The organism is Microbacterium luticellae (assembly GCF_050408645.1).
In the GTDB taxonomy this organism is placed as follows: domain Bacteria; phylum Actinomycetota; class Actinomycetes; order Actinomycetales; family Microbacteriaceae; genus Microbacterium.
In genome coordinates this window covers 490,388-514,766 of record NZ_JBNTKE010000002.1, presented here as the reverse complement: position 1 = coordinate 514,766, position 24,379 = coordinate 490,388, and the positions used below count along the sequence as shown (strand labels likewise).

Genomic DNA, 24,379 nt, shown 5'->3' with positions numbered 1-24,379 from the left:
CTGCACTGAATACAACACAAACTCGTACTTATCATGAAGTGTTGCTGCCGCCATACTGTTTGCATGGCCTCTCAATGACGCGTTGCTGCGGTAACTGCGTCTATCTACCCGAAGGAGAGCAGATGTCAGTGACCAGCCCCCTCACCGAAATCCGCGAAAAAACTGTTGACCTTTTGACCGCTGCCCGTGCGCAGCTCGATAGCGCAACTCATCATCGCCTTGAGCAGGCGTCGCGCCATGACATCAAAGCACTGCAGTCGGCAGACCGATCACCCAGCGTCACCGAGAGCCTGTACATCAAAGCAACCGATGGTTCCCATCTTGGCGATGTACTGCGCGTTGTTTTGGCAGCGCTGGCGGCAGGGCGCAATGTTGATCTCAGCATGGGTCGCCCCCTCAGCCCCGGCCTGCACCGCAGCCTCGAACGTGCGGGAGCACGTGTGCGCGTAGAAACTGTTGACCGCTGGACCGAACGTATAGAACACCAGGCAGAGCGCGTACGCATTGTCGGCCCTGTTATTTCGCGACGCAGTGTGGCGCGAAGGGTCAGTGAACGCGGGCTGTTCGCAGTTGTCGATATTACCGAGGTCGACTACAACGGCACGCGAGAGGTCGATACTCTGCGCGTCAATCGCGCCCACTGGCTCGCGGCATAGCCAGCGTCTCACCGCTGGGGTGTGCGCGCTACAGCATTAATGTTCGATGAGGGCGTCGATGCTGCTTTGCAGGGCGTCGGTTGAAGCGCCTCCCGGCCACATGCGCACAATGCCGCCCGAGGTGTCGATGAGCGCTGTAACGGGTGCTTCTGTTACTGCATAGCGCCCCCACAGCGAACCGTCGCGGTCAACCATCGCGGGCCCTGAAACCTTATTCTTCTTCAGGTAATCGGTGATGGTTGCTGCCTCGTCATCGGCAAAAACGCGCAGCATGGTCACGGCATCATCGTTGGCATCCGCGACATCGCGTAGACCCTGCTCGCGATCGGCGCACTGTGTGCACCAGGTGGCCGTAAATTCAACAACAAGGGGTCGCTCGGTCCACAGGTCTTGCCAGGCAACCGTTGTGCCGTCTGTTAGCGAACCGCTTACCGCAGGGGCAGGCACGGTGTCTTCGGCTGTAACGAAATTCACGCCATCGGGCACCGGTCCCGGAAGTGCGTCGGCACCGCCGAGCTGTGCTGTGGAGCATCCGGTAAGAAAAATGCACGCTGTCAGGGCTAACGCCGCGCCACCGCGCAGCCAGGGCCGAGGGGTCATTGGTCACCTTCACTGTTGATCAGGCTGGAGGGGTCACCCAACCGCGGATATTCGACAGCGCCGACACCATTGTCGTCGCGCTGAAAAACGTAGTCGCCGATCGATTTGTCGTCGACCAGGAAAGAATACGTGACGCCGTCTTCGAGGGCTGAGGCGTTAAAGGTGAATGAGCACAGCGTAGGCACACGAGGCGCGTCGCCGTAATCTTTGCTATCTGTGCGCACGGGGGTGCCTGGCGGAAGCTTCTCGCTGAGCACAACCTCGCCCGAGTCATCGAGCGCCTGCACAGTCGCACCAGCATGCATAAAAAGCAGGGTGCCGGCACCCGAGCAGTCGGTGTCGAGAGAGCGCAGTGCTCCGTCGCGCGCAACGAGAAGGCCATCCGGATGCTGTTCGCCAGTCGTTGCCGAACATCCGGCCAGCGTGGCCGCAGCCACGGTGACAGCCGCGATCGTGAGGGCGACTCGGGAGCGCCGTGCGCGAGAACAGAGCAAAGTAAATGAATTNCCAGTCGTTGCCGAACATCCGGCCAGCGTGGCCGCAGCCACGGTGACAGCCGCGATCGTGAGGGCGACTCGGGAGCGCCGTGCGCGAGAACAGAGCAAAGTAAATGAATTCATGACTGTAGAAATCGTAAGACGGTAGGAGAGTGACGGCAGGAGAGCGGCGCCTCGACTAGCGAGACGCCGCTCCCATCCTTACGGATTTACCAGAGAAATCAGCGAGTGATTACTCCTGTGTCATCCGACGGCGGCGCACCAGCACGAGCGTGGTGCCCGCGACCAGAGCAACACCCGCGGCGCCCAGCAGCCAGAGGCTACCGGCGGCGTCGAAACCAGTTACTGCCAGGTCGTCGCCGTTGCCGTTGTCGTCACCGTTACCGGAGCCGTTGTCGTCACCGTCGCTGCCACCGTTACCGTTGCCGTTACCGTTGTCATCGCCGTTGCCGTTGTCATCGCCGTTGCCGTTGTCATCGCCGTTGCCGTTGTCGTCACCGTTGCCGTTGTCGTCACCGTTGCCGTTGTCGTCACCGTTGCCGTTGTCGTCACCGGGCTCTTCGGCAGCAGCCAGGTCGTAGCTGACCGTCTGCGTGGCCGAAGGGTCGTTCTCACTGGTCACAGTGATGGTCACCGTGACGTCAGCAGGAACAGCCGGAACCGACTGGGCCGAGAAGCCCTCAGCAGCTGCATCGTTGTGGAAGGCGTAGACGGGAACAGAGATCTGCTCGCCCGTGCCGGCCGTAACGATTTCGCTCGGGGTCTGTACCGACCAGTTACCGTCGCCACCAACAACGCTGGTGGTTACACGGTAGATGTCGCTGTTTGCGATCGGGTTGTTCACTGCCGAACCCGTGTTGGTCACGGGAACATCCAGTGCAACCAGGCCGTCGGCGACAACGCCGTCTTGCATGGTCTCACCGATCTCAACGCCACGAACCTGCGGGCCGGCGTTGTTCAGCGAACGAACCGCCACGTCGTACTGCAGGATGCCGCGTTCGTCGTACTCGCGGTCAGCGATGTAGAAGTGCAGGCCGTTCGACTCGTCGACGTACTCGTATTCCGAACCGGAGTTAATACCGGCGTGGAACAGAGCGTCGTTGAGCTGGCGCTGGTCACCACGCGTGATCGGCACCGGAACACCGTCTGCACGGATGTAGTCGAGGGTGTCGATGTCTTGCGGGTTAGCGTCAATCGTCCAGATGAAGGGGTTGCGGTCAGCGTTCTTCGTCTTCGCGATCATGACACCAGCGTCGGGCTGGAATGAGTCGGTGCCCATGCGGTCGATCACTTCGAGCGTGTAGTTGTCGAAGCCACCGCCGTCACAGTCCCACTGTGCACGACGGGTGCACTCGCCGGTCGACAGGTCGCCGCCGTCGAGCTGCAGGTTGATACCGAGAAGAACGCCATCTTCCTGCAGAGCACGCGACTGCAGCGGAACAGCAATCGAGCCGGCTGCATCGAGTTCACTACGCGTCATGTTGACAACGCTTGACTCATCAATCATGTCGAGCTTCAGGCGGTTGCGCAGAGCCAGACCAGCAGGCTGGGCTGCACCGTTGACTGCCGGTACGTTCCAGCGCGTGTGCGTACCACCGGGGCCGTTGAACGAACCACGGGCAAGCACATCGAAGGGACCGGAGGTGTCGCGCAGAGGGCCGCCGTCGTCAGCGTCGGTACCGTACGGGTTGCCGTAGTTGTCGGCAATCTCGAGGATGTGAGCGAACTCGTGGGCAAATACACCCATACCGCTCGACTCCGCCTGAGTGGAGTTACCGGCACGGATCACGTTGCCGTCGGCATCCTTGCGAGGGAAGTTGGCGTTGGGCCAGTGGTTGATAGCTGCTGCCCAGCTGGTCCACGGAACGTAGCGCGTCTTGGCCCAGTTGGCCATTTCGTTGCCGTTCTGGTCGTAGGCCTTGCCGTCTTCGTCACGGGGAGGACCAAAGTCGTCGGTGACGTCTTCAGGCGAAGCGAAGAGCATCTGACCGAACTCTTCCCACGTACCCGACTCGTCGTGACCAGCGGTCATCCAGAACACCTGGTCGAACTGCGTCAGCGGGTCTTCTACGCCCATGTCTTCAGCCCAGAGAGCTGTCGCATCGCGGCGGATGTCCTTGTTACAGGTGAGACCCTGCGGGCAAAGTGTGGCATTCGAGCCACCGGTCTTGTTGAACGAGTCGTTCAGACCGTATTCCTCGATGTTCCCGGGCATCTTGAAAGGACCAAAGGCCTCCATCTGCACGCTCAAGCGACCACCGGTCTGCTCCATCCAGTATTCATTGATGGTGCGGCCGTTGTTGAGCTCGTTGGGGGTGTTGAGGAGGTTCAGATAGAAGTCCGGAACATCCTCACGCGGAATGGAGTTGGCCAGTCCGCTGGGGTTGCCGAATACGTGCGAACCTTCTTCCTGAGAAACAAGGAAGGGCTGGTTCTCGAAGTCGAGGAGCACGATTGCGCCGTGGAACTCGCGCTTCGAGCCCACGGTGTTTTCGGCCCAGTTGGTACCGGGGATGTCAACGTAGTCATCCCAGGTCATGTCGTCCATGTTGACCCAGTTCTGCGGGTCAATGGGGTCGAGGACGGATGGGTCGACGGCAGGGCCGTCTTCAGCGACAGCCGTCGTGGTGCCCGTCAGCACCATTCCCGCGATGGCCCCTGTGGCCAATGCCACGGCCGCAGCTTTGCGGCTCCGGTGCCAGCGGGAGCTATGCCCTGGTGAGAGTGCCAAGGTGTCTCCTTCTCTGTTCTTATGCTGTGTGCCGAAATAATCGGCCGGGTGGTGGGCTTCTGCGCGCGGTGTGCAACAGATTCCCTCCAGTAGCATGGCACTGAATCGGTAAAAGCGAAACGTTAATCTGAGAACTCGCTGAAAACGATCCGATACCAGACCGATAGATTTGGCACTAAATGCCAGGTCAGCAGCGAGAACCGATCAACTTTTCGCCGGTAATCAATTTTTCTGCCTGGCGATCAGTGGAATATTACTTTAGAGTTGCGATGACCGACCTCCCCCGTCGGTTACTGTTCAACTGCTTCCCTGGGTGCAAGTCCACGGAATCAGGCCACGTAATGGGGACCGTGAAGAGATACGCACAGCGACGCGCGTATCTCAGTCTCGTCACGATGCGGCGGGTGGACTTGGGGGTACCGCCTAATGCGACGAAGATAGCGCCCAGGGCCGTGCACACCCGGCACGGCCGTCGCACCCAGTCACGCATACACAGGGGTTGTAAGACATGTCACAGCATAAAACGCGGGGCCGCCTCGGCCTTGCTATCGGCGCGCTCACCGCGACCACACTCGTCCTCGCTGGTTGTGCAACCAGCACGGGCGACACCGGTAAGACCGATGACGGCGCACCCGCCGAGGGCGGCGAACTGATTGTCGGCACCACCGACAAGATCACTTCGCTCGACCCGGCCGGTTCGTACGACAACGGTTCGTTCCTGGTGATGAACCAGATTTATCCGTTCCTTATGAACAGCAAGTACGGCACGGCTGAGGTCGAGCCCGACATTGCTGAGTCGGCAGAGTTCACAGCACCGACCGAATTTACTGTCAAGCTGAAGCCTGGCCTGAAGTTCGCTAATGGCAACGACCTGACCTCCAGCGACGTCAAGTTCTCGTTCGACCGCGTAGTTGCGATCAACGATGCCAACGGCCCGGCTTCACTGCTGGGTAACCTCGACAAGGTCGAGGCCGTCGACGACACCACCGTTGTATTCCACCTTGTCAACGGCAACGACCAGATCTGGCCTCAGATTCTCTCGAGCCCGGCGGCGCCCATCGTTGACGAAGAGGTCTTCTCGGCCGACTCCCTCACGAGCGACGACGAGATTGTCTCGGGTGAAGCATTCGCTGGTCAGTACACCATCAGCGCGTACAACATCAACGAGCTCATCTCGTACAAGCCCAACCCTGAATACGCCGGTATTCTTGGGGCTCCTGAAAACGATGGCATTACCGCTAAGTACTACGCCGATGCTTCAAACCTGAAGCTCGCGATTGGTAACGGCGACATCGACGTAGCGTTCCGTAGCCTCTCGGCTACCGACGTTGAAGACCTCTCAACCAACGACAAGGTCAAGGTTGTTGATGGCCCGGGTGGAGAGATCCGCTACATCGTCTTCAACTTCAACACCATGCCCTACGGTGCAACCACCGCAGAGGCAGACGCCGACAAGGCCAAGGCCGTTCGCCAGGCAGCTGCCTCGCTGATCGACCGCGAAGCTGTCGCGAAAGACGTCTACAAAGACACCTTTAGCCCCCTCTACTCGTTTGTAGCCGAGGGTATGCCCGGTGCGATCACGCCGCTGAAAGACCTCTACGGCGACGGCAACGGCGGACCTTCGGTAGAGAAGGCACAGGAAATTCTTGACGCCGCCGGTGTCGAGACCCCTGTACAGCTGAACCTGCAGTACAACGGTGACCACTATGGTCCTTCCTCGGGTGACGAGTACGCCGCATACAAGGCACAGCTCGAAGAGGGTGGCCTGTTCACGGTTGACCTGCAGCAGACCGAGTGGGTGCAGTACTCGAAGGACCGCACGGCCGACGTATACCCTGCCCACCAGCTGGGTTGGTTCCCCGACTACTCTGACTCGGACAACTACCTGTCGCCCTTCTTCCTGAAGGACAACTTCCTTGTCAACCACTACGACAACCCGCAGGTCAACGACCTGATTGTTCAGTCGCAGACCGAGGGTGACCACGACAAGCGTATGGAAATGCTCGAGCAGATCCAGAACCTTGTTGCTGAAGACCTCTCGACCCTGCCCATCCTGCAGGGTAAGCAGGTTGCAGTAGCAGGCGCAGACGTTGAGGGCGTTACCCTCGACGCTTCGTTCAAGTTCCGCTACGGCCCGCTGAAGAAGTAACAGCGATAGCGCGGGGGCGCCGCCTGCTCATGCAGCGCGGCGCCCCTCTCCGCCTGTAATCCCCCAAGTAAGGTTTTTCCATGGCCGTCGATGCCCTCGCGCAAGAAGTCGAGTCGCGCAGTTCCTCCAAAGGCGGAGGACTGTGGCGCTACATTGTTGTGCGACTTCTTCTGATTATTCCCACGGTTCTCATCCTGGTCACCATGGTGTTCTTCCTCATGCGTTTGACCGGAGACCCCATTACTGCTGCGTTGGGTGGGCGTCTTCCCCCCGAACAACTCGCGCAGCGTGTGCACGAAGCCGGCTTTGATCGCCCGCTGATTGTGCAGTACATGGAGTACCTGCTCGGAATTCTTCAGGGCGACTTCGGCACTACTATCACCGATAACCGTCCCGTGGTGAGCATTCTCGCTCGCTATGGTTCGGCAACACTGGAGCTTGCACTCTTTGCGCTCGTTGTTGCCTTCATCGTGAGCATTCCCCTCGGCCTTCTGGCCGCGTACCGCCGCGACCGCTGGCAAGATGCATCGCTGCGCATCATGGCGATTCTCGCCTACGCAACACCGATCTTCTTCGTCGGCCTGCTGCTCAAACTTGTTTTCTCGGTCTGGCTCAAATGGTTCCCGGTATCGGGGCGCGGTAACACCCGCACCGAACTGCTCATGGCCGGAATCGACACCCCCACAGGCCTCTATCTGCTCGATGCCATCCGGCTCGGCAACAGCGCCGCCATCATCGACGTTTTGCAGCACGCGGCACTTCCTGCCGTCGCGCTAGGAATGCTCACCGCGGGGGTGTTCTTGCGTCTCGTGCGCACCAACGTTATTGGCACGCTCGGGCAGCAATACGTGACATCCGGGCGATCCCGCGGTGTCAGGGAATACCGTCTTGTTACCAAGCACGCCTTCCGCCCCGCGCTTATTCCGATCATTACCGTGATGGGAATGCAGATGGCACTGCTGCTTGCAGGAGCCGTGCTGACCGAGACAACCTTCGAATGGAAGGGTCTGGGCTTTATGCTCGCCGAATACTTGAAGGCGCGAGACTTTGTCGCCGTTCAGGGAATCGTTGTCATGATCGCCGTTATCGTGGCCGTCACCAACTTTCTCGTCGACATAATTGCCGCGATGATCGACCCGAGAGTGAGGTACTAACATGCCCGTTACCGAACCTCTCAAGGGGCTTCCTCCCACCACCGAGGCCATGGCTGTGCAGACGCCGCAGAAAAAGCGGTGGACCGAACGCCTGCCCGTCATCTCGCATCTGCGCCAGAGCGTTGGACTGCAGCGGGGCATGCTGATCACCGGTCTGGTGATCACCATCTTCTTTATCATCATCGCCATATTTGCGCCCGTCATTGCCCCGTACTCGTGGGCACAGCAGGCAGCTGACGGCATGTCTTTTGGCACTCAGCAGCCGCCGAACGCACGCAACCTGTTGGGCACCACGGTGTCGGGCTTTGATGTGCTTTCGCGCGTTATCTGGGGCGCACAGACCGCACTGCTGGTAATCATGGCCGCTATCGCCTGCTCGATATTCCTCGGCATCGCGTTGGGCCTGGTGTCGGGCTACTTCGGTGGCTGGGTTGATCGTCTGCTCGTTGTCGTCGCCGACGCTATTTATGCCTTCCCCGCACTGCTGCTCGCCATCGTTATGTCGATCGTGATCAGTCGCGGTCAATCAACACTTGCCGGTGGAATCATGGCCACAGCCATCTCGATCACGGTGGTGTTTATTCCGCAGTACTTCCGCGTCATCCGATCAGAAGTGGTGCGTGTGCGTGCCGAACCTTTCGTCGACTCGGCAAAAGTAATTGGCGTACCCACCGGTCGCATCCTTCTTCGCCACGTGCTGCGTAACTCAACACGATCACTGCCCGTGGTCATCACGCTGAACGCCTCGGAGGCACTCCTCACCCTTGCAGGCTTGGGCTTCTTGGGCTTTGGTATTGAAGCAACGGCCGCCGCCGAATGGGGTTACGACCTCAACCGATCAGTAGCCGATGTCACCAGTGGCATCTGGTGGACAAGCGTGTTCCCCGGCGTCGCCATCGTGCTCGTCGTTCTCGGCGTCACACTCGTCGGTGAAAGCCTCAACGACCTTGCTGACCCTCGACTTCGCACGCGCCGTCGTGCCGGAGGTGCAAAATGACCGCGATTGCCGACATCCGTGACCTCAAAGTCACGTTTGCCACAGACGACGGAGCCGTAGAAGCCGTCAAAGGCATCTCTATCAGCGCGAACGCCGGCGAAGTACTCGCGATTGTGGGTGAGTCGGGTTCGGGTAAAACCGTAACGGCGAACTCACTTCTCGGACTACTGCCCGAAACAGCAACAGCATCCGGTGCAGTTATTGTTCGGTCCTCTGCCGGAGACGAAACCGACGTCGTACATGCCTCAGCAGCGCAACTACGGTCAATGCGCGGACGCGATGCTGCCATGGTCTTCCAAGAACCATCAACAGCTCTCAACCCCGTCTATACCGTGGGCTGGCAAATCATTGAGGGTTTGCGGGCTCACGGACACATCGCGAAAAAAGAAGCCCGCCAACAGGCGATCGAGATTCTTCACCGCGTGGGTATTCCCGACCCCGAAACACGCATCGACGACTACCCGCACCAGTTCTCGGGCGGGCAAAAGCAGCGCATCGTCATTGCCATGGCGCTCGTGCTTAACGCCGGCCTCATCATCGCCGACGAGCCCACAACCGCGCTCGACGTTACAGTCCAGGCCGAAATTCTCGAACTGCTGCGCGCATGCCGTGACGAGTTCGGCGCGACCATCGTGCTCATCACTCACAACATGGGCGTCGTTGCCGACCTGGCCGACCGAGTCGTTGTAATGTACCGCGGCGACATTGTCGAAGAAGCACCCGTACGAGAACTCTTTGCCAACCCGCGCGAGCAGTACACGCGCGAGCTGCTTGGTGCCGTACCGCACGTTGGTCAGGGCAAGTCACGCACTGCTGCTGAAGTGATCGAACCCGGAAGCAGCGCCGACGAAGGGCACTCTGCCGGAGCAGACACCGAGGCACCCGAGGGCAGTTTGATCGTTGCCCGCAAGGCGCAGATCGGCTATCCAGGGCGCTTCGGACGCGGTGCCGTGGTCGCCGTAAAAGGTGTGGACTTTCATGTCGCCCCACGCGAAGTCGTTGGCCTCGTGGGCGAATCGGGATCGGGTAAAACCACGATCGGCCGCGCCGTTGTAGGCCTCACCTCGGTGCTGGGTGGCTCGATGAAGGTGCTCGGCCAGGAGATGTTGGCCGGCCGTGGCGGCAAAGCACCCGGCTCGCGGGTGCTCACCCCCCTACGCCCACAAATCGGGTTCGTCTTTCAAGACCCTGCCACAAGCTTCAACCCCCTGCTCACGATCGCCGAGTGCATCGCCGAGCCGCTGATTGTGCACGGGAGAGCCTCGGGTATGTCGTCGGCCCGCACAAAGGTCAACGAATTGCTCGATGCTGTGCGTCTGCCGTCGAACTTTGGCGATCGCTACCCGCACGAACTCTCGGGCGGACAGCGCCAGCGGGCATCGCTCGCACGTGCTCTCGCGCTCGACCCGAAGCTGCTGATCGCCGACGAGCCAACCAGCGCCCTCGACGTATCGGTGCAGGCAAAAGTGCTCGAGCTCTTCGTGCAGCTGCAGGCCGACCTCGGCTTTGCTTCACTATTTATCAGCCACGACCTTGCCGTTATCGACGCCGTGTCTGATCGCATCATTGTGCTGCAAAAGGGTGAGATTCGTGAGCAGGGAACAACAGCCCAGGTGCTCAACGCCCCGCGCAACACCTACACGCAAGAACTACTGGCTGCGCTGCCCGTACCTGATCCGATAGAACAGGCCGAGCGACGCGCACGCTGGCAAGCCGTGCGCAAGGCTGCTCAGTAGCATCCGGATGCCGCTATCCAGCGTTGTGCTAGCGCGTTAAGAACTGAAACACGGCATACGCCACAAGCATCACGACAACGGGCGTAATCCATGTGCGGCTGCGCTGCAGGCGCCGCCCCTCTTTTGCGACACCGGGAGGCGGTGCCTGCAGCGTTGGTGCGGCGAATGCCTGTGGCTGAGCGTGCGCGGTATCGGCGGGGCTTGCAGAAACCATAGAAGGGCCCTGTGCGGTTAGCCGCTCGTCACGCCAGCGTTCCCACTGCGCAAACTTTTCTGTCAGAGCGTCGACCGTGCCCAAGAGCCACTCCCAGTGGCCGGGGTCGGTCGTGACGATCTTGCGCGACGAGTAAAGAAACAACCAGTCGTCAATAATCTCGGCATCAAGCTGCGACGCGTGATCAATGAAACGAGCCATGATGTCGGGCGTGAAAAGATACAGGGCGTCACGCTCGTAACCTTCAGGACAGTACAGCTGAAAGTACTTATTAAAATCGCCCTCGAGCGACAGCCGCTGCCCGCGAGCAAATCGTGCCGGCAAATTACTGCCGAAAAGGCTGTTGTTGCCCACAGCGTCAAGAACAATATTCGGCAGCGGGGTGTTGAGCTTGATCGCAACGTATCCCCAATGGTGGGTTGTTTCGTTCTTGCCCGAACCCGTTGAGTACGTATAGTTCGCGATCTCTACCGGGCGCACCCGGCGACCCTGAAGAACATCGCTGCTGCCGCGAGAGTGCCCAATGTGAAAAATCATTCCCGGAAAGTCGCGGCTCCCCAGGCTCGGCTTGTAGTGCAGATTGTTCGCCTCTGCGAAATGATGCAGCCGGTATGCCGAATTGGAGCGGCCGAGACGCCCCACGGTGAACAGCACGAAAACGACCGCCATCACGACCAGCGCCATGATGAGCGGTATGGAAGGCCGGCTGATCACCCGAGTGCCGAGCATGATGAACTGCGACAGCACCATAAACCCGATAAACGCGTACACGAGATAGAACAGGACGCTCTTGATCGAGAACTTTCGCGGATAGGTGTCTTTGTGCCACTGCCGCACGGCGGAACGGCTCACCTCCGCGGTGAGCGGATGCGTATTAATGGGCGGGGGCTGACTCGACGACGGTGAAAACGACGACGGTGAAGACACACTATTCCTTAGATCGAACGAGGAGTGAAAAGAAAAATTTGGCAGTCACGCTCGACTACCTCAGCCCCATCATGATGCTGATAAACATCCCCGCCATCGGTAGTAAGAAGAAGGCGGCCGCGATACCGAGGATGATGAGCACTGTCTTCCACCGAACGCCCTGACGCAGACGCCGGCCGGGCTGTGCAACACCGGGTGGCGGAGGAGTCAGCACGCCCGGCGCGGGAGGAGGCGTCACAGGCCCGGCGACACCAACAGCCGCAGGTGGTGGGGGAGCAGCAGCACCCACAGGTGCCGCTGCGAAATGCCACTCCTGCTGCAGGCGGTCGTCACGCCACCGCGACCACTGGTAAATCTTTTCAAGTAAAGAAGCCACAGCAGTAAACAACTGGTGCCACACATAGGGGTCGAGCGTGACCGCCGTACCGTTGCGGTAAAGAAACAGCCAGTCGTCAACGATCTCGACATCGAGCGTCGCGACGTTATCCATCAGTCTCACGAGAATATCGGGAGTAAAAAGGTAGAGAGCATCGCGCTCATAGCCTTCCGGGCAGTAGAGGCGAAAGTAGTTATCGAAATCACCTTCCAGGCTCAAGTGCTGATCGCCCGGAAAGTGCACCGGCAGATTCGAGCCAAAAAAATGGTTATTGCTTGCCGCGTCAAGAACAATATGCGGAAGTGGCACATCAAGCTTGACCGCCACATAACCCCAGCGGTGGGTGGTGGAGTTCTTTCCACCGCCCGTTGTGTACTGGTAATTCGCGAACTCCACAAAACGCGGCTGCAACCCGCGCACAATTGCGTCCGACCGGCGCGCATAACCCTGAGAAAAAATCATGCCGGGCAACGGAACATCGTGGAGCGAGTTGATGTACGTCATGTTGTTGTCTTGCGCGAAACGAAAAAACCGGTAGTGGTCTCTGCGGCTCTTGCGCACCATGGCAATAACCAGCCAAATAACGCCGCCGACGATGACCCCAACCAGCAAGAAAGGCAACAGCGCAGCCAAGAGGCGCGCAGCGGAGCCAGATCGCGACGCGGTAGACACCGAAAAAAAGACCGCGGCCAACCCAAAAATGAACACCGGGGCACCAATAACCGCAGCGATAATAATGCCAATGACTGCCGAACGCTGCGGGAGACTGAGAGAAAGACTCGATGCACGAACGTGCTCACGGAACGCCTTGAGTTCGGCGGGCGTGGGGTTAGCAGTGAGAGCTTGAGGATTAAACAGCGGCTGCGGCGTGGGGTTCACGAGCCCTCCTGACGTAGTCGGCACTGCTGGGCATGACTGTTCCACCGTAACCGAGACGCTTGTATCGCACGCTCAGACGGGCGCGGGTGTGAATGAAAATGTGGGTATTGCGTAGTGCCAGCATCCGGTAGACTGTTGTGGTTGTCTGCACTGCACCTCGTCGAGGTCCATGGCTGACACGTGCAACACACCCTCCTGCATTCGAGAGAGTCTCGGGTGCCGTTCTAGTCCGAAGGAGGTGGGTAAGTGACGCACCAGTACGAGCTCATGGTCATTCTGACCCCCGAGCTTGATGAGCGCCAGGTTGCCCCCAATCTCGACAAGTTCTTGAAGGTCATCACTAACGATGGTGGCTCGATTGACAAGGTCGACATCTGGGGTAAACGCCGTTTCGCCTACGAAATCAACAAGAAGAACGAGGGCATCTACGCCGTCGTCAACTTCACCGCAACGAGCCAGACCGCGCACGAACTCGACCGCCAGCTCAAGCTGAGCGAACTCGTTTTCCGCACCAAGGTGCTGCGTGCCGAAGAAGCAATCGCACAGGTTGCTGCCGAAGCACAGCGCGCCGAGGCAAAGGCCGCCCGCAAGAGCCAGGCCCAGGCCGCGAAGGCGTAGCGACATGGCCGGCGAAACCGTCATCACCGTGGTGGGCAACCTCACCGCCGACCCCGAACTGCGTTACACGCAGAACGGCCTGCCGGTGGCGAATTTCACCATCGCATCGACACCGCGCAACTTCGATCGTGCATCGGGTGAATGGAAAGACGGCGAAGCGCTGTTTTTGCGTGCATCTGTGTGGCGCGAGTTTGCCGAGCACGTTGCCGGATCACTGACCAAGGGCATGCGCGTCATTGCGCAAGGCCGTCTGCGTCAGCGTTCCTACGAGACACGCGAGGGCGAGAAGCGCACGTCGATCGAATTGGAGATCGACGAGATCGGCCCTTCGTTGCGCTACGCAACCGCACAGGTCACGCGTGCACAGTCGGGTGGCCCTGGTGGAGCGCCGCGTCAGCAACAGCAGCAGGTTTCGCAAGAGCCGTGGTCAACGCCCGGCTCGCAGACCGGTGCTGATGCGTGGAGCAATCCAGGCAGCTTCGGCGACGACACGCCCTTTTAATAGATTCCGGATGCTTCGCAGCATCCGCATTTCGAAGGAATTTTCATGGCTGGAAAGTCGAGCGGCGACCGCCGCAAGCCGCGGAAGGGCGCGAAGACCGCTGCCCCCGCAAAATCGATCCGGGTTGGCGTTATTGACTACAAAGACGTCGCAACCCTCCGCAAGTTCATCTCGGAGCGCGGCAAGATCCGCGCCCGTCGCATCACCGGAGTTTCGGTGCAGGAACAGCGTCTGATCGCCAAGGCGATTAAGAACGCGCGCGAAATGGCGCTCCTGCCCTATGCCGGCGCAGGCCGCTAAGGAGCACTCATGTCGAAGCTGATTCTCACAAACGAGGTCGTCGGCCTGGGTGGCGCCGGTGACGTGGTTGAGGTAAAAGACGGGTACGCCCGCAACTACCTCATCCCTCAGGGCTATGCCGTTGCATGGACCCGTGGTGGTGCAAAGCAGGTTGAGCAGATTCGCGCAGCCCGCGAAGCACGCGCCATTCACGACCGTGACGAGGCCGTTGCACTGAAAGACTCGCTCGAAGCGACCAAGGTGCGTCTGACCGGTAAGGCCGGCCAGGGTGGCCGTCTGTTCGGTTCGGTCAAACCCGCCGACGTTGCCGAGGCTGTTGCCGCGGCTGGTCTTGGTTCGATCGACAAGCGCAAGGTGCACATCACCAGCCCCATCAAGGCAACAGGTGAGCACGAGGCGACCGTGCGTCTTCACGAAGACGTTGTTGCTGTTATCACCCTTCAGGTGGTTGCGGCCAAGTAATTCTGCTGTTGAGAGAATGCCCTCGGTTTTGCGAAACCGAGGGCATTCTTTTGTGACAGGTTTTGTCAGTTATGCACACACAGTCCGTGAAATTGGATCCAATGGGATACTCTCGAACATTATGAAGGAAGCAACGTCAACCGGCGCCGATCGGCGCAGCGGGGAACGTACGGGGGGGCTTGACCAGTTCGCCGAGCGGCATCGAGGAGGATACCGCTCTGTCGGCGACATGGCCTATGAAGTGTTGCGTGATGCAATTCTTGAAGGCGCACTGCCACCCGGTACAAAACTTCGCCAAGAAACGCTCGCCGAATCGATTGGCATTTCGCGCCTACCGATTCGATCGGCGCTCATTCAACTCGAATCCGACGGGCTCGTCGAGTTCCACGCACGACGCGGTGCCGTTGTGCGGGCACTATCGATTGACGAGGCTAACGAGGTGTATCTCCTGCGCATACTGCTTGAACGCGAAGCACTGCGCCTCTCGATGCAAGAAATGACCGACGAGAAGCTCGCTAGCCTACGTGAGCTTGCACGGCACGCCGACGCCACCGAAGAGGGCAGCGACTTCGTCGAAGCACGTACCAATTTCTATGCGGCCCTCTATGGAGCCTCCGAGCGCCCGGTTATGTGGGAGATGCTTGAGCAATTGCGTCTGAAGCTCGGCCGGTATGTGCTGGGCTGGCGCATGGTGCACAGCAATGGCCACCATCACACACACGAACAGCTGGTCGACGTTATCGCCAAGGGCGACGCTGATCATGCGGCGTCCGTGCTCGAACACCACCTGGAGCACGTGCGCGAAGGAGTGCTCGACCTGTTGCGGGCAGAGCTCGACAACGCGAGCTAGGGAGTCGGTCCCGGTCGAGGGTTTGTGTCCGGGTGATGTGCCTGAGGGGTGCCGGATGCTGCTGCCAGGCGTCCTGCCGTGAATCACGGTGCTGCTGGGTTTGCCGAAAACTGCATAATTGCCGGGCGCCGGACGATATGCGCGCAATCATGCGCGATTCGGCAATCTTCCTGTTTTCGGCAACGAACCGCGCCCGTAAACCCACCCCGCTTGCATTTTGGATCCAGAATCCAGAATAATGGAGTGGAGGAGATACGCTGAGCGCCAGAGGGGGTATGCCATGCAGATCGGCTACGCAGCCATGCTAGAGCAGTTTGACCCGCAAACGGCGATCGCGGCCGCCGCGGCGGCAGAAAGGCACGGCTTTCGCGGCGTTATGGCCAGCGATCATTTTCAGCCGTGGCTTTCGCGTCACCGGGCCTCGTCACATGTGTGGACGGTGCTCGGCGCGTTGGGTGCTCACACCAATTACGATCTCGGCCCCGGTGTCACGACGCCGTCTTTTCGCATGCATCCGGCAGTTGTTGCTCAGGCCGCCGCCACGCTTGCCGCGCTGTATCCCGAGCGCGCATGGCTGGGTGTCGGTTCGGGCGAGGCTATTAACGAGCACATCACGGGGCAGTACTGGCCCGAGCCTCCTGAACGCATCGACCGCATGTTCGAAGCGATCGATATTGTGCGCAAACTTTTTAACGCTTCACTGGCCGGTCGCGACGTGCGGCACCGCGGTGAACACTTTCGCATGGAGAGCACGCGCCTGTGGACCATGCCGCCCACGGCGCCGCCCATCTATGTCGCGACGGCGGGTCCTGTTACCGCACGCCGTGCCGGTCGGGTTGCCGACGGACTCATCACCACGGGTGGCACGAGCGAACGCCTCGCGCCGCTCATTGAACGATTCTTCGAGGGTGCTCGCGACTCAGGGCGCGATGGCAGCCGGATGCCGCGCATCGTGCAACTGCAGCTGGCATGGGCACCAACAGAAGAACAGGCTATGGCAGCGGCCATGAACGAGTGGCCCCTGGCCGGGCTGCGGGCACGGCGCGGCGACGTACGTTCACCGTTTGATATGGACCAGCTTGTGCGCACCGTGACGCCGGAACACGTGGCATCCGGCATGGTTGTTTCGGCCGACCCTGACCGACACAGGGCCGAGATTCAGCGTTATGTCGACCTCGGATTTGACCGTATCTATCTGCACAATGTTGCAGCCGACCAGCAGGAGTGGCTTGAGGTTTTTGGCCGCGACGTTCTTCCGAAGGTGGTGGCATGAGCGGCCTCAGTATTTTTGCACTCAGCGGTATTGGCGAGGTGCGTCCGGGTGATGACATCGCCGAGCTAATTTTGTCGACAGGTGTGGCCCTGCATGACGGCGACATTCTTGTTGTGACTTCAAAAATTGTGTCGAAGGCCGAAAACAGGTACGTCAAAGCCGACGACCGCGAAGATGCCATCACGGCAGAAACCGTGCGCCTCGTGGCTTCTCGCACCCGCAACGGGCACACCATGCGTATTGTCGAAAACCGTCTGGGTATGGTGGCGGCTGCGGCCGGGGTCGACGCGAGCAATACGCCCGAAGGGTGGATACTTTTGCTGCCCGTCGACCCGGATGCTTCGGCCCGGGCGATCGCGGCACGCCTGCGCGAAGCAACGGGCTGCGCGGTGGGCGTTATTCTCAGCGACACTCTGGGCAGGCCGTGGCGTACAGGCCAAACCGACGTGGCCATTGGTGCCGGGGGAGTGCGGGTGATTGACGACCTGCGGGGCACGGTGGATCACGACGGTAAGCCGCTTTTTGTGACGCTGCCGTGTGTGGGCGATGAGCTTGCGGGGGCTGCCGACCTGGTGAAGGGCAAGGCTAGCGGAATGCCGGTGGCGGTTGTTCGCGGCCGCGGCGATCTTGTGGGGTCGCTTGACCTTGCCGGTGCGGCGAGCATTGTTCGCGGCACCGAAGACGACATGTTCCGCATGGGCGCCGATGAGGCGCACGCGGAAGGGTATCGCGCAGGATATGAAGCTGCGCAACAGAATCGTGTCGCGGGCGATGCAGGTGTGCCCGCAGCCGATATCGACCACAGCGGTGCCGACGGAGGCTCCGCAAGAAACGAAAGTGAGACGTGACGATGGCATTGAAGCTTGGTTACAAGGCCAGCGCAGAACAGTTTGATCCGCGTGAACTGGTAGAGATTTCGGTTGCTGCCGAGCAGCACGGCATGGAGTCGGTGTTTGTGAGCGACCACTTTCAGCCGTGGCGTCACAAGGGCGGCCATGCGCCGTTCTCGCTGACGTGGATGGCTGCCGTCGGTGAGCGCACATCGAACATCACTATTGGCACCTCGGTGATGACGCCGACTTTCCGTTACAACCCGGCTGTTATTGCGCAGGCGTTTGCCAGCATGGGTTGCCTGTACCCGGGGCGCATTATTCTCGGGATCGGTACGGGCGAGGCGCTCAACGAAATCGCAACCGGATACCAGGGTGCGGGAGAGCAGACCTGGCCCGAGTTTAAAGAGCGTTACGCTCGCCTGCGCGAGTCGGTGCGTCTGATGCGCGAACTGTGGAATGGTGATCGCGTAAACTTCGATGGCGACTACTATTCGACCCACGATGCATCGATTTACGATCGCCCCGAGGGTGGCATTCCGATCTATGTTGCTGCCGGTGGTCCTCTGGTTGCTCGCTATGCGGGTCGCGCTGGTGATGGTTTCATTTGCACCTCGGGCAAGGGCCAGGAGCTGTACGTTGACAAGCTCATCCCTGCTGTGAAAGAGGGTTTGCAGCAGTCGGAGCGCGAGTTTGACACCTACGACCGCATGATCGAAATCAAGCTCTCGTATGAAGAGACTCATGAGGCTGCACTAGAAAACACCCGCTTCTGGTCGCCGCTGTCGCTGACAAAAGAGCAGAAGGTCGAAATTACCGACCCGGTCGAAATGGAAGCCGCGGCCGACGCGCTGCCGCTCGAAACAATCGCTAAGCGCTGGATTGTTGGTAACGACCCCGACGCGGTCGCTGCCGAGATTCAGCAGTACATCGACTGGGGCTTCAACCACCTCGTGTTCCATGCTCCGGGACACGACCAGCGCCGCTTCCTCGAACTGTTCGAGCGCGACATCGCCCCCCGCCTGCGCAAGTAGTAACGGCAGGGCAGCGAAACGCTGGCGCACAGGGCTCCGGATGCTACAGCCGCATCCGGAGCCCTTCTTCTTTGTGGATACTGAAACAGTTGTGCCAGGTGCGAAGCGGTTGTGCCGGATGCTACAGGCTGTCGGGCACTCGTACCGGTGCGCCGAACACAATAACCGGTCGCCCGTTGTGCTCAATGATGTCGGCTTCGACGCCCCAGATGGCGCGGAGGCATTCGGCGGTGAGCACGTTGCGCGGGTGGCCGGCTGTGCGCACAACGCCGTCGGAGAGCACGACGACGTGATCGGCGAACTGGGTTGCATGGTTGAGGTCGTGGAGCGCGGCGATAACGGTCATGCCGTCGGTGGCGAGGTCGCGCAGCAGGGCGAGGGACGACAGTTGGGCGTGGACGTCGAGGTGGTTGGTGGGCTCGTCGCACAGCAAAAGTTGTGGCTGTTGAGCGAGAGCGCGGGCGAGGTTGACGCGCTGTCGTTCGCCGCCGGAGAGCGTTGCCGCATTGCGATCGGCGAGTTCTGTGGCCTGTGCGCGGTCGAGAGCGTCGTCGACAATCGTGTCGTCGGCGACCGATGTGGGCGCTAGTAGGCCCTGATGCGGCATGCGGCCGAGCTCGACAAGTTCTCGCACGCGCAGGCCGTCGGTTTCGTTCCACTCCTGTTCGATAAAGGCGAGGCGGCGTGCTCGTTCGCGTCGCGAGAGGCGGTGCAGGTTATCGTCTGCGAAGCGGATATCGCCCTGCTGGGGTGTGAGTATTCCCGCGATGAGGCGCAGGAGCGTGCTTTTTCCGGCACCGTTCGGCCCGAGAATGGCGGTGACTGCTCCGGCCGGTGCCGTGATGTCGACGCCGTCGGCGATCAAGCGACCGCCCAGGGTGAAGTGCACGCGCTGCGCATGGAGACCACTCACCGCCGCCTCCTGTGCAGGCGTGAAAGCAGAATCACAAATACGGGCCCGCCAATGAGCGCGGTCACTATTCCGACGGGCAGTTCGCGCGGGTCGAATACGGTGCGGGCGATGGTGTCGGCCCACAGTAAGAACAGTGCCCCGACGAGGAAAGAGGTGGGCAATAGTGCACGGTGGCGAACCCCCACGACAGCGCGCGTTGCGTGCGGCAAGATGAGTCCGACAAAACCGATGGACCCGCTCACTGCCACGAGAGCGCCGGTGAGCAGTGCGCAGCAGGCAAAGAGCCCAAATCGCACTTTTTCGACCGATACTCCCAGGGCCGATGCGGCCGAGTCACCCAGGGCTAGGCCATCGAGAATCCGGGCTGAACCCAGCAGCGGAACCGCGCACACGGCCGCTGCGATAGCGACGAGCGCCACGTCAGACCACTGGGCGCCCGAAATAGACCCGAGTAGCCAGCTAAGAATTTCGCGGTAGCTGTCGTTCGTGGCACTCCAGAAAATAACGAGGCTCGTCAGTGCCGACAGTATGGCCGAGACAGCAAGGCCCGCCAAAATTATTGAGGTGGCCGACCGTGAGCCGCCGGCCCGCCCGATCGTGAGGGTAAGAAGTAGCGCCAGCATGGCACCGAGAAAAGCTGCGGCTGGAAGAGCAAACGAGACACTGAGCACAAGCACAACAACAGCGCCCGTCGATGCACCCGACGACAAACCCAGCAGATAGGGGTCGGCGAGGGGGTTGCGGGTGAGTGCCTGCATGACGGCACCGCACAGGGCAAGTCCGCCACCGACCACCGCTGCTGTCAACACTCGCGGCAAGCGCAGCTGCCACACAATCGCGTCTTGGGTGGCGGGTAGTACCGGATGCTGCCCGGTCAGGTGCGCCCACAGGGTTGCCGCCACGTCGCCCGGCGCGATGGGGGCGGGGCCGATACCCACGGCGACGAGAATCGATACCGATAGCAGTGCGGTCAGCGTCACACTCACAACAAGCGTGCGGGTGACGCTGCGCCGAGGGGCCGTGCGTACGGCCTCCCCGACAACAGCGACGGCGTTACTGCGAATGCGTGCGGTGGTCATAGTGTCTGCAACTGCTCGATCAGCTGGGCGACGCTACCAACGTTGCGCACCCCTGCTTCGGCCTCGGCGAACTCCAGTGTCACGAAGCGTTTGTTGATGACGGCATCCATGGTCGACGTGACCGGATTGGTGGTGAGCAGCTCGATCTTGTCGTCGATGGTGTTGCCGGGAGAGTTGATAAGCACGATCACATCGGGGTTGAGGTCGGCAACCTTCTCCCACGAGGCCGAGATCCAGGTGTTCTCTTCGTTGGCGAAGACGTTGGTGAGCCCTGCGGCTTCCATCAGCATGGCCGGTGCACCGATACCGGCTCCCACATAGGGTTCGTCGCGACCGGATGAATACCAGAGGGCGGTGTGGCCCGCAGCATCTGGAACCAAAGCCTCAAGCTGTGCACGCTGTTCGTCAACGAGCTGCTCGGCGGCGTCTTCAACACCAAAAATACGGCCCGCCTCAATGAAGTCATCAAATACGGTGTCAAAAGTGAGCGGATGCGGCATATATTCGGGGGCCTTGCACGCTGACGGTGCCACATAGGTGGTGATGCCGAGTGTGTGCAGGGTGTCGCGCTCGCCGACTCCGTCGACCGAGAAGTTTGACTCCCAGCCGCCGAAAATGAAGTCGGGGTCTACCGTGAGCACGGCTTCTTGCGAGGGCAGCTTGGGCGAGATTTCGGGGATTTTTTCGCCCGCTGCCGCCAGGTTGTCAGGAAGCGGCCCGTCGCCATAAGAGCTACCGACGATGCGGTCGGCGAGCCCGAGGGCAAGAGCAAGCTCCAGCGTCGTCGATTTTACGGTGACAATGCGCTCGGGTGGGGTGTCGACCGTGATTTCGGTGCCGCAGTTGTCGACGGTCACGGGCGAGAATGCGGCTGATTCGCTGGCAGATTCGGCGCCGGATGCTTCGGGCTCGGCTGACTCGGTAGGGGTTTGGGCCTGTGCGGTGCATCCGGCAAGAAGAAGTGCGCACAGCGCAGTGGCTGAGGCAAGCGTGGCGATGCGGGGCAGGCGGGCAGGACTGGTCATGGTTCCTCCGTAAGGAGTAGGGATGGTGGTTGCGAAATGACGCAGTCCAACTCCGGACTACCGTGACCGGCCAATCGGGCCGACGATGTTGGTCATCCTATGCTCGATGACCCACACAACACAATACTGGATTTTGGATCCAGGATACGACATGATGGAGAGTAGCCGCGGTGACGCGGGACGTCGAGCGCGACGAAGCGCCCCATCCGAGAGGACGACATGCAGACCACACCCGTCGAGTTTTTTAGCGAAGGGCAGCGAATCGCCGCGCTCTGGCGCACACCCGAAACACCCGGGCCCTACCGTGCACTCGTGCAAGGCCCCGGCTGGCTGGGGCTGAAAGACGCCAAACTCTATGTGCGATACCACGAGGCCCTTGTTAACGCCGGATTCGCTGTTTTGGTGATCGACTACCGCGGCTTCGGTGACTCCGAGGGTGACCGCGGTTACCTGTCACCCGCATGGCAGCTCGAAGACCTTAAAAACGCCGTCACCTACCTCACGACCCGTGACGACGTGATCGCCGACGCCATCGGCGTCTTCGGAACAGGCGGCACAGGAGGCGGAAACGCCGTGCTTCTGGCCGAAGCCGACCCGCGTATTAAAGCGGCAGTAAGCCAGGTGCCGGTTGCCGACGGCGAAGACTGGCTGCACCGGATGCGCTCGGAATACGAGTGGCTCGACTACCTGAAGGCCATCGACGAAGACCGCAAAGAGCGCGTCGTTACCGGCAAGGGGCGCATTGTGCACCCGCGCGAAGAAATCATGATCCCCACGGCCGAACGCCGCGCAACCAAGGTTAAGGCCGATGTTGACGACCGCATTCCCACCGCCGTGCCCCTCGCATGCGCGGAGGGAATCATCGCCTATCGCCCAATCGATGCAGCGTCACGCCTCACCACACCCCTCCTTGTGATCGGTGTGGAGGGCGACGCCACAACACCCACCGACCACGCCGAAGCACTTTATGAGGCTGCGCAAGGCCCCAAGCACCTCATCATGCAGCGGCACACCACCCATTACGCCGCCTACGACGCGTACTGGGAGCAAACCACACCCATGATCGTTGACTGGTTCGACCGTTACGTGCGGCCGGCTCACCTCGTTCATCGGGACACCCCTTCGCCCGCCATTGGCGAGGCCATCACCGCACAGGAGGTTCAGTCTTGAGCATGCAATTGAAAATCACCGGTGGCACCGTAGTCACCCCGTCGGGTCCGGTCGAAGCTGATCTGCTCGTCAATGACGGCAAGATCGCCGGTCTTGTCGCCCCCGGCACCCCCATGGAGGCCGACCGCACCGTTGACGCCACCGGAAAGCTTGTTTTGCCCGGCATGGTCGACGTGCACGTGCACACGCGTGAGCCCGGCTACGAGCACAAAGACGACGTCCTCACGACCGGCCAGCAGGCTGCTGCCGGCGGTGTGACAACCATCTTTGGCATGCCCAACCTTGAGCCGCCCACGACCGATGTTGCCACTCTGACCGACGTGTTCCAGCGTTATGAAGAAACATCGATGGTCGACTGGAACCACAACCCTGCCCCCACCAAGCTCGACGACATCGCCGGTATGAGCGAGATGGGCATCTGTGCCTACAAGATCTACATGGTGGTTGATACGGGGCGCACCTACCCGCACCCCGCCGGCACGGGAATCCACGATCACGGTCACCTGCTCGAGATGATGGACCACATCGCCAAAACGGGTAAACGGTTCATCATTCACCCGCACGACCAGGCACTCATGGACTACATCGAGGGCCAGTACCTTGCCCGCGGTGAGAACACACCACAGGGTTATGCCTCGGCATACGCGGCACGCGAGGGTGTTATTTGGGACACCGCGATTGATGTTGTGCTGCGCTTGGCAGAGGCATCCGGATGCCCCGTGCACATCGCTCACATTCAAACGCGTCGTTCGATTGAAGCCGTGCGCCGGGCAAAAGAAGCCGGCGTCGATGTGACGTGTGAGGTCAACCACTGGGCGCCGTTCCTGTCGACCTGGAACGATGTCGAAACCCTGGGCCCTTACGCCCTGAGCTACTGGGTTCCCGACGACAACCGTGCCGCCGTATGGGAGGGCATGCGCGACGGAACCATCGATGTTGCTTCGTCAGACCACGCACCGCACACGCGGGAAGAAAAAGAAATCGGCTGGACCGAAATGTGGAGTGCCCACACGGGTACCCCCGGTATTCAGTACTACTACGAGCTCATGCTCGACGCCGTCAACAAGGGTCAGCTGACCCTGGAGCGCGCCATCGACATGGTTGCTCACGTACCCGCCGACAAGTTCGGTCTGGCAGGCCTGAAGGGTTCGATCACGATCGGAGCCGACGCCGACATCGTGATTGCCGACATGAATCACGAGTGGACCATCACGAACGACGGCGTGCTGTCGAAGACCGGATGGACGCCCTATGACGGACGCACCATTACCGCACACATTGATCGCACAATCGTACGCGGTGTTGACGTATATGCCGACGGAGAAGTTGTTGGCGACCCCAAGCACGGAAAACTCGCCGCTCCGGCGCAGGACAGGGCAGCGCTGGCTGCCAAGGAAGGGAAGTAAC

At 60.6% G+C, this 24,379-nt stretch carries 23 protein-coding genes; 15 read left to right on the top strand and 8 right to left on the bottom strand.

Annotated elements, in window-relative coordinates; translation table 11 throughout:
• Positions 1-122 precede the first annotated feature (122 nt).
• Positions 123-656 carry a hypothetical protein gene (locus ACQUSW_RS08080; protein ID WP_428931778.1) on the top strand — a complete coding sequence of 178 codons (534 nt, stop codon included), beginning with the start codon at positions 123-125 and terminating at the stop codon, positions 654-656.
• Between the two features lie 36 nt (positions 657-692).
• Here ACQUSW_RS08080 and ACQUSW_RS08075 read toward each other — a convergent pair whose 3' ends face one another.
• Together ACQUSW_RS08075 and ACQUSW_RS08070 are read right to left on the bottom strand one after the other, a co-directional pair.
• A complete protein-coding gene (locus tag ACQUSW_RS08075; RefSeq protein ID WP_428931777.1) occupies positions 693-1,256 on the bottom strand; it encodes a TlpA family protein disulfide reductase in 564 nt (187 codons plus the stop codon).
• Positions 1,257-1,985: 729 nt separating this feature from the next.
• The gene (locus ACQUSW_RS08070) at positions 1,986-4,427 is read right to left on the bottom strand and encodes an immune inhibitor A domain-containing protein (protein WP_428931776.1); all 2,442 of its coding nucleotides are present in this window, start codon (positions 4,425-4,427) and stop codon (positions 1,986-1,988) included.
• A gap of 565 nt (positions 4,428-4,992) precedes the next feature.
• Between ACQUSW_RS08070 and ACQUSW_RS08065 the strand changes: the two genes are divergently transcribed.
• The 4 genes from ACQUSW_RS08065 (at position 4,993) to ACQUSW_RS08050 (ending at position 10,520) form a co-directional block, all read left to right on the top strand.
• Positions 4,993-6,633 carry an ABC transporter substrate-binding protein gene (locus ACQUSW_RS08065; RefSeq protein ID WP_428931775.1) on the top strand — a complete coding sequence of 547 codons (1,641 nt, stop codon included), beginning with the start codon at positions 4,993-4,995 and terminating at the stop codon, positions 6,631-6,633.
• A gap of 80 nt (positions 6,634-6,713) precedes the next feature.
• Positions 6,714-7,787: an ABC transporter permease gene (locus ACQUSW_RS08060; RefSeq protein WP_428931774.1), complete on the top strand. Its 1,074-nt coding sequence runs from the start codon at positions 6,714-6,716 to the stop codon at positions 7,785-7,787.
• Positions 7,788-7,836: 49 nt separating this feature from the next.
• Complete coding sequence (locus tag ACQUSW_RS08055; RefSeq protein ID WP_428931889.1) at positions 7,837-8,784, top strand: ABC transporter permease; 948 nt, start codon at positions 7,837-7,839, stop codon at positions 8,782-8,784.
• Complete coding sequence (locus ACQUSW_RS08050) at positions 8,781-10,520, top strand: dipeptide ABC transporter ATP-binding protein (RefSeq protein ID WP_428931773.1); 1,740 nt, start codon at positions 8,781-8,783, stop codon at positions 10,518-10,520. Before ACQUSW_RS08055 ends, ACQUSW_RS08050 begins: the two co-directional genes overlap by 4 nt.
• Before the next feature lie 28 nt (positions 10,521-10,548).
• On the opposite strand, the gene ACQUSW_RS08045 is transcribed toward ACQUSW_RS08050, so the two are convergent.
• Genes ACQUSW_RS08045 through ACQUSW_RS08035 form a run of 3 tightly spaced genes read right to left on the bottom strand, consistent with a single transcriptional unit; the run spans position 10,549 to position 13,067 of the window.
• Positions 10,549-11,661, bottom strand: coding sequence for a hypothetical protein (locus ACQUSW_RS08045; RefSeq protein ID WP_428931772.1), 1,113 nt, complete (start codon positions 11,659-11,661; stop codon positions 10,549-10,551).
• 55 nt (positions 11,662-11,716) lie between these two features.
• Positions 11,717-12,916, bottom strand: coding sequence for a hypothetical protein (locus ACQUSW_RS08040; protein ID WP_428931771.1), 1,200 nt, complete (start codon positions 12,914-12,916; stop codon positions 11,717-11,719).
• Positions 12,888-13,067, bottom strand: coding sequence for a hypothetical protein (locus ACQUSW_RS08035; RefSeq protein WP_428931770.1), 180 nt, complete (start codon positions 13,065-13,067; stop codon positions 12,888-12,890). The genes ACQUSW_RS08040 and ACQUSW_RS08035 overlap by 29 nt, the downstream gene beginning before the upstream one ends.
• Positions 13,068-13,162: 95 nt before the next feature.
• Between ACQUSW_RS08035 and rpsF the strand changes: the two genes are divergently transcribed.
• The 8 genes from rpsF (at position 13,163) to fgd (ending at position 18,785) form a co-directional block, all read left to right on the top strand.
• Entirely contained in the window at positions 13,163-13,534 is a 372-nt protein-coding gene (rpsF, locus tag ACQUSW_RS08030; RefSeq protein ID WP_428931769.1) for a 30S ribosomal protein S6, read from the top strand.
• A gap of 4 nt (positions 13,535-13,538) precedes the next feature.
• Positions 13,539-14,036, top strand: coding sequence for a single-stranded DNA-binding protein (locus ACQUSW_RS08025; protein ID WP_428931768.1), 498 nt, complete (start codon positions 13,539-13,541; stop codon positions 14,034-14,036).
• Positions 14,037-14,081: 45 nt separating this feature from the next.
• Positions 14,082-14,336 carry a 30S ribosomal protein S18 gene (rpsR, locus tag ACQUSW_RS08020; RefSeq protein ID WP_428931767.1) on the top strand — a complete coding sequence of 85 codons (255 nt, stop codon included), beginning with the start codon at positions 14,082-14,084 and terminating at the stop codon, positions 14,334-14,336.
• A 9-nt stretch (positions 14,337-14,345) separates the two neighbouring features.
• Positions 14,346-14,798: a 50S ribosomal protein L9 gene (rplI, locus tag ACQUSW_RS08015; protein WP_428931766.1), complete on the top strand. Its 453-nt coding sequence runs from the start codon at positions 14,346-14,348 to the stop codon at positions 14,796-14,798.
• A gap of 121 nt (positions 14,799-14,919) precedes the next feature.
• Positions 14,920-15,648 (top strand): GntR family transcriptional regulator, encoded by a 729-nt coding sequence (locus ACQUSW_RS08010; RefSeq protein WP_428931765.1) that lies wholly within the window; start codon positions 14,920-14,922, stop codon positions 15,646-15,648.
• Positions 15,649-15,928: 280 nt separating this feature from the next.
• Complete coding sequence (locus tag ACQUSW_RS08005; protein WP_428931764.1) at positions 15,929-16,921, top strand: TIGR03557 family F420-dependent LLM class oxidoreductase; 993 nt, start codon at positions 15,929-15,931, stop codon at positions 16,919-16,921.
• Positions 16,918-17,769 (top strand): coenzyme F420-0:L-glutamate ligase, encoded by an 852-nt coding sequence (gene cofE / locus ACQUSW_RS08000; protein WP_428931763.1) that lies wholly within the window; start codon positions 16,918-16,920, stop codon positions 17,767-17,769. Before ACQUSW_RS08005 ends, cofE begins: the two co-directional genes overlap by 4 nt.
• 2 nt (positions 17,770-17,771) lie before the next feature.
• Entirely contained in the window at positions 17,772-18,785 is a 1,014-nt protein-coding gene (fgd, locus tag ACQUSW_RS07995) for a glucose-6-phosphate dehydrogenase (coenzyme-F420) (protein WP_428931762.1), read from the top strand.
• Positions 18,786-18,906: 121 nt separating this feature from the next.
• On the opposite strand, the gene ACQUSW_RS07990 is transcribed toward fgd, so the two are convergent.
• From ACQUSW_RS07990 to ACQUSW_RS07980, 3 genes are read right to left on the bottom strand one after another with little or no spacing between them, the layout of a single operon-like run.
• Positions 18,907-19,698, bottom strand: coding sequence for an ABC transporter ATP-binding protein (locus ACQUSW_RS07990; RefSeq protein WP_428931761.1), 792 nt, complete (start codon positions 19,696-19,698; stop codon positions 18,907-18,909).
• On the bottom strand, positions 19,695-20,777 hold the full coding sequence (locus ACQUSW_RS07985; RefSeq protein WP_428931760.1) for an iron chelate uptake ABC transporter family permease subunit: 1,083 nt from the start codon (positions 20,775-20,777) through the stop codon (positions 19,695-19,697). Before ACQUSW_RS07985 ends, ACQUSW_RS07990 begins: the two co-directional genes overlap by 4 nt.
• Entirely contained in the window at positions 20,774-21,802 is a 1,029-nt protein-coding gene (locus ACQUSW_RS07980; RefSeq protein WP_428931759.1) for a putative F420-0 ABC transporter substrate-binding protein, read from the bottom strand. Before ACQUSW_RS07980 ends, ACQUSW_RS07985 begins: the two co-directional genes overlap by 4 nt.
• A gap of 219 nt (positions 21,803-22,021) precedes the next feature.
• Between ACQUSW_RS07980 and ACQUSW_RS07975 the strand changes: the two genes are divergently transcribed.
• Together ACQUSW_RS07975 and ACQUSW_RS07970 are read left to right on the top strand one after the other, a co-directional pair.
• A complete protein-coding gene (locus tag ACQUSW_RS07975; protein WP_428931758.1) occupies positions 22,022-22,972 on the top strand; it encodes an alpha/beta hydrolase in 951 nt (316 codons plus the stop codon).
• 2 nt (positions 22,973-22,974) lie between these two features.
• Entirely contained in the window at positions 22,975-24,378 is a 1,404-nt protein-coding gene (locus ACQUSW_RS07970; RefSeq protein WP_428931888.1) for a dihydroorotase, read from the top strand.
• The last annotated feature ends 1 nt before the right edge of the window (position 24,379 follow it).

Bases quoted from the DNA above. Each gene is read 5' to 3' on its own strand.
- ACQUSW_RS08075 (WP_428931777.1), bottom strand. From the start codon at position 1,256: ATGACCCCTCGGCCCTGGCTGCGCGGTGGCGCGGCGTTAGCCCTGACA.
- ACQUSW_RS08025 (WP_428931768.1), top strand. From the start codon at position 13,539: ATGGCCGGCGAAACCGTCATCACCGTGGTGGGCAACCTCACCGCCGAC.
- ACQUSW_RS08055 (WP_428931889.1), top strand. From the start codon at position 7,837: ATGGCTGTGCAGACGCCGCAGAAAAAGCGGTGGACCGAACGCCTGCCC.
- rpsR (WP_428931767.1), top strand. From the start codon at position 14,082: ATGGCTGGAAAGTCGAGCGGCGACCGCCGCAAGCCGCGGAAGGGCGCG.
- ACQUSW_RS07975 (WP_428931758.1), top strand. From the start codon at position 22,022: ATGCAGACCACACCCGTCGAGTTTTTTAGCGAAGGGCAGCGAATCGCC.
- ACQUSW_RS08065 (WP_428931775.1), top strand. From the start codon at position 4,993: ATGTCACAGCATAAAACGCGGGGCCGCCTCGGCCTTGCTATCGGCGCG.
- cofE (WP_428931763.1), top strand. From the start codon at position 16,918: ATGAGCGGCCTCAGTATTTTTGCACTCAGCGGTATTGGCGAGGTGCGT.
- ACQUSW_RS07980 (WP_428931759.1), bottom strand. From the start codon at position 21,802: ATGACCAGTCCTGCCCGCCTGCCCCGCATCGCCACGCTTGCCTCAGCC.
- rplI (WP_428931766.1), top strand. From the start codon at position 14,346: ATGTCGAAGCTGATTCTCACAAACGAGGTCGTCGGCCTGGGTGGCGCC.
- ACQUSW_RS07985 (WP_428931760.1), bottom strand. From the start codon at position 20,777: ATGACCACCGCACGCATTCGCAGTAACGCCGTCGCTGTTGTCGGGGAG.
- ACQUSW_RS08080 (WP_428931778.1), top strand. From the start codon at position 123: ATGTCAGTGACCAGCCCCCTCACCGAAATCCGCGAAAAAACTGTTGAC.
- ACQUSW_RS08050 (WP_428931773.1), top strand. From the start codon at position 8,781: ATGACCGCGATTGCCGACATCCGTGACCTCAAAGTCACGTTTGCCACA.
- fgd (WP_428931762.1), top strand. From the start codon at position 17,772: ATGGCATTGAAGCTTGGTTACAAGGCCAGCGCAGAACAGTTTGATCCG.
- ACQUSW_RS08010 (WP_428931765.1), top strand. From the start codon at position 14,920: ATGAAGGAAGCAACGTCAACCGGCGCCGATCGGCGCAGCGGGGAACGT.
- ACQUSW_RS08005 (WP_428931764.1), top strand. From the start codon at position 15,929: ATGCAGATCGGCTACGCAGCCATGCTAGAGCAGTTTGACCCGCAAACG.
- ACQUSW_RS07970 (WP_428931888.1), top strand. From the start codon at position 22,975: ATGCAATTGAAAATCACCGGTGGCACCGTAGTCACCCCGTCGGGTCCG.
- ACQUSW_RS08060 (WP_428931774.1), top strand. From the start codon at position 6,714: ATGGCCGTCGATGCCCTCGCGCAAGAAGTCGAGTCGCGCAGTTCCTCC.